Origin of the sequence: Acinetobacter radioresistens DSM 6976 = NBRC 102413 = CIP 103788, from assembly GCF_006757745.1 — a bacterium.
GTDB lineage: Bacteria > Pseudomonadota > Gammaproteobacteria > Pseudomonadales > Moraxellaceae > Acinetobacter > Acinetobacter radioresistens.
Genome location: NZ_AP019740.1, coordinates 2283487 through 2298392, shown reverse-complemented (window position 1 = coordinate 2298392; position 14906 = coordinate 2283487). Strand labels below are relative to the sequence as shown.

General features: G+C 44.4%; 14 protein-coding genes. 5 read left to right on the top strand and 9 right to left on the bottom strand.

Annotation, left to right across the window (positions count from 1 at the left end; all coding sequences use genetic code 11):
• Positions 1-36 precede the first annotated feature (36 nt).
• The 6 genes from ACRAD_RS10765 to fahA all read right to left on the bottom strand — a co-directional run bounded on the left by ACRAD_RS10765 (position 37) and on the right by fahA (position 5475).
• Positions 37-1446 carry a short-chain fatty acid transporter gene (locus ACRAD_RS10765; RefSeq protein WP_005027377.1) on the bottom strand — a complete coding sequence of 470 codons (1410 nt, stop codon included), beginning with the start codon at positions 1444-1446 and terminating at the stop codon, positions 37-39.
• A 134-nt stretch (positions 1447-1580) separates the two neighbouring features.
• Entirely contained in the window at positions 1581-2231 is a 651-nt protein-coding gene (locus ACRAD_RS10760) for a CoA transferase subunit B (protein WP_010699856.1), read from the bottom strand.
• A gap of 2 nt (positions 2232-2233) precedes the next feature.
• Positions 2234-2938, bottom strand: a complete 705-nt coding sequence (locus ACRAD_RS10755) for a CoA transferase subunit A (RefSeq protein ID WP_005027374.1) — start codon at positions 2936-2938, stop codon at positions 2234-2236.
• Between the two features lie 18 nt (positions 2939-2956).
• A complete protein-coding gene (locus tag ACRAD_RS10750) occupies positions 2957-3514 on the bottom strand; it encodes a VOC family protein (protein WP_005018974.1) in 558 nt (185 codons plus the stop codon).
• Between the two features lie 19 nt (positions 3515-3533).
• The gene (gene maiA, locus ACRAD_RS10745) at positions 3534-4172 is read right to left on the bottom strand and encodes a maleylacetoacetate isomerase (protein ID WP_005027372.1); all 639 of its coding nucleotides are present in this window, start codon (positions 4170-4172) and stop codon (positions 3534-3536) included.
• Entirely contained in the window at positions 4159-5475 is a 1317-nt protein-coding gene (gene fahA, locus ACRAD_RS10740; RefSeq protein ID WP_005027370.1) for a fumarylacetoacetase, read from the bottom strand. The genes maiA and fahA overlap by 14 nt, the downstream gene beginning before the upstream one ends.
• A 419-nt stretch (positions 5476-5894) precedes the next feature.
• Between fahA and ACRAD_RS10735 the strand changes: the two genes are divergently transcribed.
• The 3 genes from ACRAD_RS10735 to ACRAD_RS10725 are packed head-to-tail and all read left to right on the top strand — an operon-like array spanning position 5895 to position 8921.
• Complete coding sequence (locus ACRAD_RS10735; RefSeq protein ID WP_005027368.1) at positions 5895-6233, top strand: hypothetical protein; 339 nt, start codon at positions 5895-5897, stop codon at positions 6231-6233.
• Positions 6234-6280: 47 nt separating this feature from the next.
• On the top strand, positions 6281-8104 hold the full coding sequence (locus ACRAD_RS10730; protein ID WP_005027365.1) for a copper resistance system multicopper oxidase: 1824 nt from the start codon (positions 6281-6283) through the stop codon (positions 8102-8104).
• Complete coding sequence (locus tag ACRAD_RS10725) at positions 8091-8921, top strand: copper resistance protein B (RefSeq protein WP_005027363.1); 831 nt, start codon at positions 8091-8093, stop codon at positions 8919-8921. Before ACRAD_RS10730 ends, ACRAD_RS10725 begins: the two co-directional genes overlap by 14 nt.
• An 83-nt stretch (positions 8922-9004) precedes the next feature.
• Here the strand turns inward: ACRAD_RS10725 and ACRAD_RS10720 are convergent, their stop codons facing one another.
• The 3 genes from ACRAD_RS10720 to ACRAD_RS10710 all read right to left on the bottom strand — a co-directional run bounded on the left by ACRAD_RS10720 (position 9005) and on the right by ACRAD_RS10710 (position 12577).
• The gene (locus tag ACRAD_RS10720; RefSeq protein WP_005027361.1) at positions 9005-9691 is read right to left on the bottom strand and encodes a pirin family protein; all 687 of its coding nucleotides are present in this window, start codon (positions 9689-9691) and stop codon (positions 9005-9007) included.
• 208 nt (positions 9692-9899) lie between these two features.
• Complete coding sequence (locus ACRAD_RS10715; RefSeq protein ID WP_005018990.1) at positions 9900-10517, bottom strand: MarC family protein; 618 nt, start codon at positions 10515-10517, stop codon at positions 9900-9902.
• A 20-nt stretch (positions 10518-10537) separates the two neighbouring features.
• On the bottom strand, positions 10538-12577 hold the full coding sequence (locus tag ACRAD_RS10710) for a choline transporter (RefSeq protein WP_005027359.1): 2040 nt from the start codon (positions 12575-12577) through the stop codon (positions 10538-10540).
• Positions 12578-12812: 235 nt separating this feature from the next.
• Between ACRAD_RS10710 and betI the strand changes: the two genes are divergently transcribed.
• Complete coding sequence (gene betI, locus ACRAD_RS10705; RefSeq protein WP_005018994.1) at positions 12813-13394, top strand: transcriptional regulator BetI; 582 nt, start codon at positions 12813-12815, stop codon at positions 13392-13394.
• Between the two features lie 25 nt (positions 13395-13419).
• Positions 13420-14895, top strand: coding sequence for a betaine-aldehyde dehydrogenase (gene betB, locus ACRAD_RS10700; protein ID WP_005027357.1), 1476 nt, complete (start codon positions 13420-13422; stop codon positions 14893-14895).
• The last annotated feature ends 11 nt before the right edge of the window (positions 14896-14906 follow it).

The window sequence follows — 14906 nt, the reverse complement described above, 5'->3', positions numbered from 1 at the left end:
TGAAAGGCTCTTTTGTTCTTGAAAAAGCCAGTACTATTAAAATACAGGTGGGGTATAAGCCAGAGTACGCCCCAGTATCCACAATAAAAAAAGAACCAGCGGAAAATGCACGACCAGCTGGGTTACGGTAAAACCAATCACATCTTTAGGTTTAAGTTTCAAAATACCCAGCATCGGCAACATGAAAAATGGATTGATCAGGTTCGGTAAAGCCTCAGCAGCATTATAAATCTGCACTGACCAGCCCAAATGTACTTTCAGGTCATTGGCAGCTTGCATAACATATGGGGCCTCTATGATCCATTTTCCACCACCTGAGGGTACAAAAAAGCCAAGAATAGCTGAATAAATTCCCATCACTACAGCAAAACTTTCCTTGGAAGCAATAGAAACAAAAAACTCGGCAATATAGTGAGATAAAGAAAGATCATTGCTGTTCATGGCATGAGTCATGATAAAAGCAATACTGCCGTATAAAGGAAACTGGATTAATACGCCAGAGACCGCAGGTACTGCCTTGGACACGGCATTAAGAAAATTACGTGGTGTCCCATGCAGAGCCAGACCCAGCATCAGAAAGACAAAGTTATAGGTATTTAAACTGGAAATAGCCAGAATTGGATTCTGCTGGGTAAATTCGAGAATCATCCAGCCTATACCAATCGCCACCACTAGTATGGTTAAGATTGGTGAATTTTCTAGCCAGTCTCCCGGGCGGCTAGACTTTGATTCCGGCTTTTTCTCAGTTTCAAAGTCCAGTTTAAAATCCTGCATGGTCTTGACGTTTTCACCTTTAGGGGCAGACCAGTAGGCAATTGCAATTGAGACAATGATCAGTACCAAAGTCATAACGATGGATTGCCACAGAAAAATTGTTTCAGTGAAGGGAATAACCCCGGTAAGCTGATAAATAGATTCAGGTAAACTGTCTTTATTGGCTTGTAGCTGGGCAGCAGATGAACTGATACCCAGTGCCCAAGTCGCACCCATACCAATAATAGCTGCAGCAGCCGCGGCCCGGTAGTCCATTCGCAGTTCAGTACGTTTTGCCAGTGCAATCACTAAAAGAGCCGTCAAAATAGTACTCACGGCCCAATTGACAAGGGAAATCAGCAGACTGACGGTAGCAACCAGTACAATTGCTCCACGACCGGAACTGGGTATAAGAGCCATTTTCTGAATAAGGAGTTCGACGGGTCTGGAAACCGAAACCACATAGCCGACAATAATCAGCATGGTCATTTGTAGGGTAAATGGAATGAGACTCCAGAATCCATCACCAAAAGCTTCAGCTACAGCTTGGGCCGGAGCACCGATCGTCATCGCGGCAATTGAAACAATGATGACTCCCAGTAAAGCGAAGATATAAGAGTCAGGAAACCATTTTTCTGACCAGTTACTGATACGAAGAGCGAACCGCTCAAGTAATCCTTGATGTTTATACATAGTTTTTGAAATCCATTTGTCTGTTTATTCTTAGATATGGTATCTAGCTGCCCATAGCCTGTTTTATTATTTACTTAGGACACACAAAGCAGCCGAAGCTGCTTTTTTATTCACATGATTTTTATAGTATTGGATCAGGCTGCATCATTCTCTAGCTGTACATTTAGCTGTACGCCTGTAACTGCCTGAATCTGCTCTAGCGTCACCTCTTTGGCCAGTTCTATCAGTTTCACCCCTGCGGCGTCAATATCCATCACACCAAGGTCGGTAATAATCCGGTGGACTACACCTTTACCTGTAAGTGGCAGGCTACACTGTTTTACAATTTTTGGTGTTCCATCTTTCGCATAGTGCTCCATCAGCACCACGACTTTTTGTACACCTGCAACCAGATCCATGGCTCCGCCCATGCCCTTAACTTTCTTGCCCGGAATCATCCAGTTGGCCAGATCTCCCTGTTCGGAAACTTCCATTGCTCCTAAAATCGCAATATTGACGTGTCCACCACGAATCATGGCAAAGGATTCAGCACTTGAGAAAAATGCAGCGCCGGGCCGGGCTGTTACGGTCTGCTTACCCGCATTGATCAGATCAGCATCCACCGTTTCTTCAGTCGGAAACTCCCCAATCCCCAGTAAACCGTTTTCAGACTGGAGCCAGACATTGACCTGTTCTGGAATATAGTTGGCGACCAGGGTCGGCAATCCAATACCCAGGTTGACATAAAATCCGTCTTCAAGCTCCTGTGCGGCACGCTGTGCCATTTCATTACGTGACCAGACCATATTTATCCCTCCGCCGTTTTCAGTGTCATCTGTTCAATCCGTTTTTCAGGTGTGGCATTGAGTACAATACGGTTAACATAGATTCCCGGCAGGTGAATAGCATCCGGATCCAGCTCACCAATCTCGACAATCTGTTCAACTTCAGCCACAGTAATTTTTCCGGCCATGGCACAGACCGGATTAAAGTTCTGCGCGGTTTTGCGAAAGACCAGATTCCCGGCTTTGTCGGCTTTATAGGCTTTAACCAGCGATATATCGGCTATCAGTGATTCTTCCATGATATAGGTTTTGCCGTTGAACTCTCGCTCTTCCTTCCCTTCAGCAATGAGAGTGCCTACGCCGGTCTGGGTAAAAAAAGCGGGGATACCAGCACCGCCGGCCCGCAGTTTTTCGGCCAGTGTACCTTGAGGGGTAAGTTCAACTTCAAGTTCACCACTCAGGTATTGACGCTCAAATTCTTTATTTTCTCCAACATAGGATGAAATCATTTTCTTGATCTGACGGGTAGCCAGCAGCTTCCCCAAACCGAAGTCATCTACTCCTGCATTATTGGAAATACAGGTCAGGTCTTTTACTCCGGTTTCTTTTAGAGCTGAAATCAGAGCTTCAGGAATGCCACACAGGCCAAAACCACCGACTGCCAGAGTCTGTCCATTTGCGACTACATCCTGAAGGGCAGCAGTTGCACTTTCATAGACTTTATTCATAAGTTGAATTCCTATGGTTTAAGCGGTAGTTTGATCCAGTTCGTCAGCATGCAAAAAATGAGTATGATGAGGCGCACGCTTGGTTTTACTCCATTCTTCTAGCATCTCATATTTCATTTCTTCAGTAATCATGGCAATTTTCTGCGGGGCTTTTTCATCATCATAAGCCAGCTCCAAACGGTGACCGTTTGGATCAAAGAAATAAATTGAATGGAAAATGCCGTGGTTAGTAATACCGAGTACATCTACACCATTTGCCTCTAGATGTGCTTTGGCGGCTTCAAGAGCTGTACGGTCTTTAACTTTCAATGCAATATGCTGGACCCATTTTGGTGTATTTTCGTCGCGGCCCATTTCTGGCTGGGTTGGCAGTTCAAAAAAAGCAAGAACATTACCATTCCCGGCATCTAAAAACAGGTGCATATAAGGGTCAAAAGCTTTGGTAGAAGGTACATGGTCTTCGGCAAATGCCAGAATAAAATCCATGTTCAGGTTTTTCTTATACCATTCGACGGTTTCTTTAGCATCTTTACAGCGATAGGCCACATGGTGAATTTTTTCGATTTGAATAGTCATGAACAAATGTCCTTATTTTTTATGCGGCATCCGACTGCGCTTCTGGCGCAGCATTCTGGAATGCGCTCAATGTTGAGCAGTGTGTATAAATACATTCAATTTTGGGGAAAGCTGTCAGGTCAATATTAAAACGCTTGGCGTTATAGACCTGAGGAATCAGGCAGCAGTCTGCCAGTGTAGGAGTATCGTTAAAACAGTAGCTGCCATTTGAGTCGTGTAATAAAGCTTCAAGTGCTTTAAAACCTTCAGTCACCCAATGGGCGTACCATTCAGATTTTGCTGTTTCACCAATTTGCAGGGTTTGACTTAAATACTGTAATACCCGCAGATTGTTCACCGGATGAATATCACAAGCAATACTCTGACAAAATGCCCGAATTCTTGCTCGCGAATGTGCATCTTTGGGTAAGAGGGGCGTTTCAGGATGAGTTTCTTCAAGATACTCTAAGATACTCATGGACTGGCCCAGATTGAAGTCTCCATCTGTGAGCGTAGGCACCAGTGCAGTTGGGTTCATGCGGCAGTAAGCTTCAGAACGCTGTTCGCCTCCATTTTTCAGCAGATGTACAGGCACAAGTTCGTAGTGCAGTCCTTTAAGATTCAGGGCAATACGCACCCGATAAGCCGCGGAACTACGGAAGTAACTATACAGCTTCATGTTGCTCTACCTCTGATTCATCAGTATTAAAATCAAACTGGACAGCTGGCAGTACCTTGCCGCTTACCTCACCAAAACCGATACGCAGACCATCTTTTTCACAGTAGCCTTTCATGACCAGGGTATCGCCATCTTGTAAGAAACTGCGCTGTTCGCCATTTGAGAGTGTAAGTGGCTTGGTCGTATTCCAGGTAAGCTCCAGCAGGGAGCCATAAGAATCGGGGGTAGGGCCAGAAATGGTACCTGAACCCATCAAGTCACCGACCTGAACGTTACAGCCAGAAATCGTATGGTGAGTCAGTTGCTGGGCCATTGACCAGTACATATATTTAAAGTTGGTTTGGCAGATCACATCGGCCTGTACCTGTCCGGCTGCCTGAAGTTCAACAGAAAGCTGGATATCGTAACTGTTGGCACTGTTGTCTTCACGCAGATAAGCCAATGGACGTGGTTCCTGTTCCGGACTGTTGGTCTTGAAAGGTTGCAGGGCGTCTAGCGTGACAATCCACGGTGAAATAGAGGAAGCAAACGTTTTGGCATTAAATGGACCAAGTGGTACATATTCCCATTGCTGAATATCACGTGCTGACCAGTCATTAAACAGTACCATTCCAAAAATATGGTCCCAGGCATTTTCAATGGAGATCGGTTCGCCCAGCTGGTTTGGTTTGCCAATAATAAAAGCGGTTTCCAGTTCAAAGTCGAGCTTGCGACAGGCAGTGAATACAGGGCGTTCTTCACTTGGCAGTTTAACCTGGCCCGACGGGCGAACTATATCTGTACCACTAACTACTACTGAGCTGGCACGACCATTATAGCCGACCGGAAGTTCTGACCAGTTAGGAAGCAAGGCATTCTTGGGATCACGGAACATACAGCCAACATTGGTAGCATGCTCTTTTGAAGAATAGAAATCGGTATAGCCGGGAATGTGGACTGGCAAATGTAGCACTACTTCTGAGCGTTTAAAGAAGGCTTTTTCACACAGTTCGCTATTATCACGTAGTTCTGGATTTGTACTGGAAAGAAGGAATTGCAGGGTAGAGCGAACTTGAGTCCACTGATCACGTCCAGACTCAATAAACTGATTTAAGGTTGACTGATCAAAATAGTTTCTGCCTGCTTCAATAGTGAGTAAGCCAGCCTGTTCAAGTACTGCCAGATCTACTACATACTCACCTAGTGCAACACCGGCGCGACGTTTTCCATCAGCTGTTTCACTAAAAATACCATAAGGCAGGTTCTGAATCGGGAAATCTGAATCTGGTGCAACATCGATGAATGATTTAAGTTGTGTCGTCATTTAACTGTTCCTTTTGTCCAAATGAAGGCAGCCTGCCGCTTTTATCTGACCTGATGTATCTATGGAAATCAGGCTACTTGCTTAAAGTTAGTTCGTGTTCAGAAATTAAAATGTCTGCAAATTTTCCAAAGCTTAAGACAGCTGTTTTTATCTTAGTTCTATCATACTTATTTTTATATATTACACAATATATAATTTAATTATGAATATCGTAATAAGTGGAAATTAAAGTAATACTCAGCCATTATTTTTCGGTTTTTATATAGAATGACCTATTGAAATCCGCTTGCACCCCGGCAAAAATCCGTTATGCTGATATAGCTAATATACGATTTGTGGACCTGAACGTGCGCCTTGGCAGACTTTTAAAACAGTCTTGGCTTATCTGTTTTCTTGTTTTTGTAACAGGATGGTCTACTGTGTCTGCTCATCTGCTAAGTCATTCCGGCGGATCTCAACCTACGCAGCAAGTGAACCAGCATGTTGGCCATGCAGGCTGTCACGAAGTGTCTCATGCTGCATCACAATCTGCGCATCATTCTTGTATCAATGGTGATAACCATCAGACAGTGCAGCAGGTTCATTGTCACGATTGCAGCTCACTACATTGCAATACACTGCAAGTGGTTTTAGCAGCAGCTGATAACGTGCCTGAATCTTTACCAAATCTTTCTTTACCCGAAACAAGCCACAGCCATTATTTTGCCCGTTACTTGCCAGGATACTGGCAGGAAATTCTGCGCCCTCCTAAAGCCTGACCTTAATTTCACGATTAAAAATTATTTTTAATTATCAAGGTCAAATCATGTCTATAAAACTGAGTCAAGCCCTGTTACTGGGTGCCTGTCTGTCCTCATCCACCTGGTTAATGGCGGCAGTCAAGGAATATCATCTTACTATTGATGAACAGCTGGTGAATGTAACCGGCAAGCCACTAAAACGTATTACTGTAAATGGAAAATTTCCAGCTCCTTTACTCGAGTTTGAAGAAGGCGATGAAGCCGTAATTCATGTTTATAACAAGCTTAAAAATGAAGACTCTTCCTTACACTGGCATGGATTGTTATTGCCGGCTTTAATGGATGGTGTACCTAGCTTTAATGGATTTCAGGGTATTAAACCGGGTGGTCATTTTGAATACCGTTTCAAAATTCGTCAGAATGGAACTTATTGGTACCATGCACACAGTAAGGGACAGGAGCAGGATGGCCTATATGGGGCATTTGTAGTCTATCCCAAAGATCACCGGCCTGCTGCCAAGCATGAACAGGCAGAGCGTGATTACGTAGTGATGCTATCCGACTTTCACCAGAGCAAGAGTGACCAGATTCTAAATAACCTGAAGAAATCAGCAGAATATTATCAGAACCGGCGTGAAACCCTAGGTGATATCTGGCAGCAGGTAAAACGTGAAGGTTGGTCAGCTACCTGGAAAGACCGTTCTATGTGGAACCGGATGCGCATGCTAAAAACCGATTTATCGGATGTCACAGGTTATACTTTTCTGGTTAACGGCAAGACACCAAAGCAGAACTGGACAGGTCTGTTTAAATCAGGCGAGAAGGTCCGCTTACGTTTTATCAATGCCTCAGCCATGTCCTTTTTTGATATCCGAATCCCGGGCCTGAAAATGCATGTAGTGAGTGCAGATGGGCAGCCAGTTCAGCCAGTACCTGTAGATGAGTTCCGAATTGGTACAGCCGAAACCTATGATGCAATTGTCGAGCCCAAAGATAGTCATTACCAGATTGAGGCCGAATCAATTGATCGTACCGGCTTTGCACTTGCCTCATTGCATGATCAGGCGGATTCTGCCCGGCCCGCAACCCGGCAGCCTGATGCCAAACCACGTGCCTTGCTGACCATGGCTGATATGGGGATGCAACATGGCGGCCATAATAATGATATGGCCAATCAGCATGCCGGACATATGAGCAATAGCGACGCTCAGGGTGAGATACATTCCCAAATGCCCGTACCGGGCACAGACCATGCTGCCATGGATCATTCCAAAATGATGACTTCATCAAAAAAACAGGAAGCAGCAGAACAGCGGACTATGTCGGATATAACGGAGCAAAGATTATCACAAAGTACCACTACACCGGTCTATGGCTGGGCTAATGCCTCGACCCCTGCAGGACATAAAGCACTCACTTATGCAGACTTAAAATCCTTAAATCCTCAATCTGACCAGCGTCAGCCTGAACAGGAGCTGGTCATCCGTCTGGGGGGGAATATGGAGCGCTATGTCTGGACTATGAATGGTAAGAAATTTACTGAGGCTGAGCCTTTACAGGTGAAATATGGTGAGCGTATCCGGCTAAAATTTATCAATGACAGCATGATGGCCCATCCGATGCATTTGCATGGCATGTTTATGCAGTTGGAAAATGGTCAGCCGCTGGCAAACATGCCGAATAAGCACACTGTGATTGTACCGCCAGGCCAGACCGTCACGGCTTTACTCACCGCCGATGAGTTGGGTGAATGGGCGATTCATTGTCATCTGCTTTATCACATGAGTGCCGGTATGATGAATAAACTGGTAGTAGCCCAAGTTGGATCAGCAACTCATACGCCAGCAGCAAGTCACTCGTCACAAGGAGCTGGGCATGCACATCACTAAGTTATGTAATCGTCTGCTAATTGGTAGTGGTATTTTGCTTTTAAGCAATATAAGCCTTGCTGAAACTTTGCATGACCATCAGGACAAGTTACAGCAGCAATCTGTTACAACGCAGAAAACCATGAGGGTAACTTCAGAAGCACAAGCTCATGCCAACCATATACGTGAACATGGTGGACAAATTTTTCAACGTACTGAACTTGAGCATCGTTGGATCTGGAATCCGGATGGACAGGGAACACTAAAAACCGAACTTGAAAGCCGAATCGGAACAGATGAGAACAGGCTGTTTATAAAAGGTCATATTCATAAGGCTGAGTCAGAACAGACAGATTATGATATTGCCGCTTTGTATAGCCGGGCTATTTCCGACTTCTGGGACGTGCAGACCGGTGTGCGTTACCGCTACACAGAGCGGCAACCAGAACAGCAGGAGCAGCTAGACGCCATGCTTGGATTGCATGGTCTGGCGCCCTATTTCTTTGAAACAGATGCCTATCTGTATGCTGGAAAAGACCAGCAACTCTCTTTTAACTTGAAGAGTGAGCGTGATCTGCTAGTAACGCAAAAGCTGATTTTACAACCTTATGTTGAGTCAGAGCTGGTGTTAAGTGATGATTCAAAGTATGCGCGTAAAAAAGGTTTATCCAGTTTGCAACTGGGTGTGCAGACCCGTTATGAAATTAATAAGCGAGTCATGCCTTTTATTGATGTGGCTTATGCCTATGAGAAAGGGCGTGAAGCTACAGTTTGGCAGCAAGAAACCTCGTCAGAAAAAGACTGGCAGTACGGACTTGGTCTGAAACTGATTTTTTAAATAGATAGAAGTTTATGAACTTGTAATATTTAAAAAAAAGGAAGGGCAAGCCCTTCCTTTTTTTTAATTATGACTTTAAAAAGTTAAGGTAAATCAAACCAGATCATGCGGCTGTCTGCTAGGGCTTTAACTTCAGTTTCAGCTTCGAAAACTAAAGCATCACCGGCATTTACGGTATATTCACCAATTTGCACACAGCCTTCAATTACATGAACATAGTTGATCTTATGCTTTGCAGCAATCTCTAGAGAAGCATCTTTTTGCAAGACAGCAGTTTTAACCTCTGCATCTTGGCGTATGTGCATTGGTGCATTTGCTTCTGGTCCGGCAATCAGATGCCACTGGTCAGGATGTTTGCCCGGGTCCAGACTGATCTGTTGATAATTTGGCTCAGCATTTTTGATATTAGGATGAATCCAGATCTGGAGCAGATGTACGGGCTCATCATGATTATTGATTTCACTGTGCTGAACGCCGTGGCCTGCACTCATGAGTTGCCATTCACCGGCATGAATCTGGCCTTCATTACCCATACTGTCGCGATGAGAAATAGTTCCAGACAGGACACAGGTTAAAATTTCCATATTGTCATGGGCATGCGTACCAAAGCCATTATGGGCCGCAATCCGGTCGTCATTGATAACACGTAATGCACTGACACCCATGTATTTTGGATCATACCACTGACCAAAGGAAAAGCTGTGTCTTGTGTCGAGCCAGCCTGCCTGCACATGACCCCGGTTTTCACTGCGGTGTAAATAAGCATTCATTTTGACACCTCTATATATCTGTTCTATCTGTTATCTATTTTATTGTTTTTAGTGGCGCGATAAACCCGTATAGCTATAACGAAACGTAGCATTTTTAGAACGATAAGAGCTGATCTGTATCTTTCCATACACTCAATTAAAAATTCTGGTTTTTCTATTAAAAGGCACAGTAAATTAGCTGAAAATTACCTGCCAAAATAATTGGTATTTAAACCATGTCTGTCCAGATTCCTACTACACCAGTAATCACCATATCAATTGCAATTGTACCAATGAGTAAGGCAGCCAGCCGTCCGACAATTGCAGTGTACATATCTACATAACGGGTCGAGCGTTTCTGTAAATGATCATGTGCATATTTCATCAGGATCAGCAGGCTACAACTAAGTAACAGGGTAAATGCAATGACTGCCGCTGTCTCTAGTATAGACATTTTCATACCGGTAATGACTGCTGCACTGATGGTCCCTGGCCCGATCATAAAGGGCATGGCAATTGTGCCGGCCAAATGCTCGGGTGCTCCACGCATAACGCCGATAGTTTCTGCACCTTCAAAAACATACCGATAGCCAATTACTAAGAAGATCAGGCCACCAAAAATCTGGAAAGATTCAAAACGCACATGTAGGTACTGGTTAAATACCGTTTCACCACCCCAGGCAAAAAGCAGAAAAACCATGAAACTGATCAGACTGCCTGTAATCAGCGCTGTATTAAACGTTTTTGCCTCAGAGGTGCGGATAATTCCCAGCATATAAATGCTCATCAGGAAAGGATTGAGCAGTGAAAAGAACAGGGCAAATGAATGGATTGCATCTGGGTTCATTGGAGTCATCCGTATTGAGTTTAAGCATCTGGATCTGGGAAAAGTGGCCGTGTACCCGGACTAATCCGGTTAATGTGCAGGAACATCATATGACGTTCATATTTATCCAGAATATCGTTAATCACCTGTTCGCGACTGTAACCAACCAGGTCATTTCCTTGGGAGCCTTCATAGAGATAGCTTTCCAGACGGTAATAGTGGCGTTTACCACGTTTGCCACGTTCACTAAAGTTGGGTGTGATGTAGCGTATCGGCCAGATCTGATAAATAAAATTCTGTTCCTGTTCTAAATGAATAATAATATCCAGATGATAAAGCGGCAGTTCATCTTCAAGCAGTTTTTGTTCTACACTGGCTTCAACACCCCGTTTCATCAGTTCATCTGCTACAGCCTGCATGGCGGGCAAACAGACCTCATCCAGCATACGCTTGGTTTCGGTAGTTCCCGGATGGTGCATAACCCGGTTCAGACGTTTTTTCCAGTTAAAAATATCGACATTGCCCACCACAGGAGCGGCGTTCATACTGGTACTGGCTTGCCGGAAATCTTCCAGACGTAATGATTTATATAAACCGGCCATAACCAGAAAAATTACAAAGCTAAAGGGTAGTCCCATAATAATAGTGGCATTTTGTAGGGCTGTAATACCGTTTGCCATCAGCATTGCCAGTGTAAGCAGGCCAATCGCAACTGACCAGAAAATGCTGAGCCAGCGGGGTGAATCATGGTCAATGTGGGTAAATTTCGTTGTAAAGTTCCCCAGCACCAGCGCCCCTGAATCGGCTGAAGTCACATAGAACAAGAGACCAGTAATAGTGGCCACTGAAGCAATAAATGGAAAGCCCGGATACTGGGCCAGCAAATCATAAAAACCATGGGCCGGGTTGGCAATTACTGTCTCGGCAAGCTGAATATTGCCTTCAAAAATTACACTATGAAGGGCGCTGTTACCAAAGATAGATAGCCAAGTCATGGTAAACAGCAAAGGAATGATCAGGGTGCCACAGACGAATTCACGAATGGTGCGCCCTCGAGAAATACGTGCCAGAAACAGACCTACAAAAGGAGACCATGCCACCCACCAAGCCCAGAAAAACAGTGTCCAGCTCTGCATCCACTCTGTTGGCTGTTCAAAGGCAAAACTCTCCAAAGTAAGTTTTGGAAACTGGCTAAGATAATCGCCGAAATTTTGAATTAGGGCATTCAGCAGGAACTGGGTATTGCCCAACAGCAATATAAAAATAAGCAAACCCACTGACACATAAATGTTGACTTCGGAAAGTATCCGCAAACCTTTATTTACACCAGACGTGACCGAGATAATACAGATAATTACAGCCACTAGAATTAGCAGAGTTTGGACCCATAAATTCTCTGGCAGGCCAAGAAGTACGTGTAAGCCATAGTTAAGCTGTACAACACCAATACCACAAGTGGTAGCTATACCAAAAATTGTTCCCAGTACCGCAGCCGTATCGACCGTATGACCCAAGGCACCATTAATTCTTTTACCAAAGATGGGATAAAGCGCAGAACGAATGGTTAAAGGCAAATTATAGCGATAGCTGAAATAAGCCAGTGACATACCGATCAGGGCATACATACACCAGCCAGTCAAGCCATAGTGAAACATGGTCCAGACCATACTCTGCCGCGCAGCTGCATAAGTTTCGCCCGTACCTACTGGTGGATTAATATAGTGTGACAGTGGTTCAGCCACTGAAAAAAACATCAGATCGATACCGATTCCGGCAGAGAACAGCATTGCTGACCAGCTGAGCAGACTGAATTCCGGCTTTGAATGCTTGGGTCCAAGTTTAATATTGCCATAACGTGAACAGGCAATAAAAATAACAAAGACCATATACAAGGTAGCTGCGAGGAGGTAATACCAGCTAAATGTACTGGATACCCAATTTAGTACAGCTGTAATAACATAATTTGCCTGTTCATTAAATAAAATAGTAATAGTAGAGAACAGTAGAATGAGTGAAGCAGAAACGTAAAAGACCACCTTGTTCAGGCTGTCCCTCGGCTGCCCGACTGTTTTATTCGCCATAAATCTCGAGATTCCAAAGAATATGTAAATTTCGGATTTACAGTACACTTTATTCTTTTTTAAACAGTTTTTTTAAGTAAATAGCTTGGTTTTAAAGCTACAACGAGTCCAAAAATAAAGTGTGCTGTACATCTTTGCTATAAAACTATAGGTTTTTTTAATTGAACGTTCAATAAAAATAAAGATAAAATATGTAGCAGTTCACATTTGTTCTGTATTTTGGAAGATAAGACCGATGCCTAAAGTTGGAATGCAACCGATTCGTCGCCAACAACTGATTGATGCCACACTGGAAGCTATTAACGAGTTAGGCCTTGCTGAGGCTTCAATCTCCCAGATTGCCAAAAGAGCAGGTGTATCGACCGGTATTATCAGTCATTACTTTAAAGACAAGCATGGTCTTATTTTTGCCACCATGCAGTATTTGCTGGCGCAGCTGGAAACTGCAGTGGCACAGGCATTAAGCCAGACAGAAGCTTCTCCCAAAGCCCGGCTTATGGCCATTGTGCGGGGCAATTTTTCGCCCTCACAGATAAATCAGGCTGCCATGAAAACCTGGCTGGCTTTTTGGTCGGTTAGCTTATATCAACCGGATTTACATGAATTACAGCAAGTCAATGAGCAATGGCTGTATTCCAGCCTTAAACACGAATTTTGCAAGTGTCTGGATGAAAAACAGGCCGAAGATGCAGCTCTCGGACTTGCTGCACTGATCGATGGTTTTTGGTTACGCGGCGCATTAAGCCAGACACCGCTCAGGATCGATGAAACCATCCGGATCTGTGAGCAATACATCGATCACAAGCTTGTATATTAAGAATCACAACAAAAGGAGATTTCTCATGTCGAAGTTCAATCTGCAACGTCCATACATCCACGGACAATTTACAGACAGTTCTTCTCCTGATGTTTTTAAGACCATTAACCCGGCCAATGGTGAAGTTCTGGCAGAGGTTCAAGTCTGTACCAAAGATGATATTGACCGGGCAGTTGTTTCTGCACAAAACGGTCAGAAAATCTGGGCAGCTATGAGCTTGATTGAACGTTCACGTATTTTGGCAAGAGCAGTCAGCATCTTACGTGAACGTAATGATGAGCTTGCAGTGCTTGAGAGCCTCGACAGTGGCAAGGCATATAGTGAAACTTCAACGGTCGATATCGTGACTGGAGCTGATGTACTTGAATATTATGCTGGAATTTTACCGATGCTTGAAGGGCAGCAGATTCCATTGCGTGAGGGTTCATTTGCCTACACCCGCCGTGAACCATTAGGGGTGGTAGCAGGGATTGGGGCTTGGAATTATCCAATTCAGATTGCCTTATGGAAATCTGCCCCAGCTTTAGCTGCCGGAAATGCAATGGTATTTAAGGCCAGTGAAACTACACCACTGACGACCCTGAAACTGGCTGAAATTTATACTGAGGCTGGCGTGCCAGCCGGTGTCTTTAATGTTGTAACTGGTGCGGGAGAAATCGGGCAGTATCTGACGGAACATCCTGATATTCAGAAAATCTCGTTTACCGGTGGGGTAGAAACCGGCAAGAAAGTTATGGCATCAGCAGCAGGTTCTTCTTTAAAAGATGTAACGATGGAACTGGGTGGGAAATCACCTCTGATTATTTGTGAAAATGCCGATCTGAATCTGGCTGCCGATATCGCGATGATGGCAAACTTTTTCAGTTCAGGTCAGGTGTGTACTAACGGTACTCGGGTATTTATTCCTAAAAAGTTACAGTCAGCTTTTGAAACAAAGCTTCTGGAGCGGATTCCATATATCCGGATAGGAGATCCCTTGAAACCTGATACCAATTTTGGTCCGCTTGCCAGTTTTCCTCATATGCAGAAAGTCTTGGACTTTATTGAGCGCGGTAAGCAGCAGGGTGCACGTGTATTAACTGGGGGGCATCGGCTTACTGCAAATGAACTGGCCAAAGGTGCTTTCGTTGCACCCACTATTTTTACTGACTGTCATGACGAGATGGAGGTTGTGCAGCAGGAAATTTTCGGGCCGGTCATGAGTATCTTGAATTATGAGAATGAAGAAGAAGTCATTCAGCGCGCTAACGATACCCATTACGGACTTGCCGCGGGAGTAGTAAGTTCAGATCTGGCACAGGCACATCGAATGATTCATCAACTTGAAGCCGGAATCTGCTGGATCAATACGTGGGGAGAATCGCCTGCACAAATGCCTGTTGGAGGATACAAACAGTCTGGTGTAGGCCGTGAGAATGGTATCCAGACCCTGCAAAATTATACCCAGCTCAAATCGGTACAGGTAGAACTGCAACCATTTCAGTCTATTTTCAAAGCCTGATCAGGAGAGGA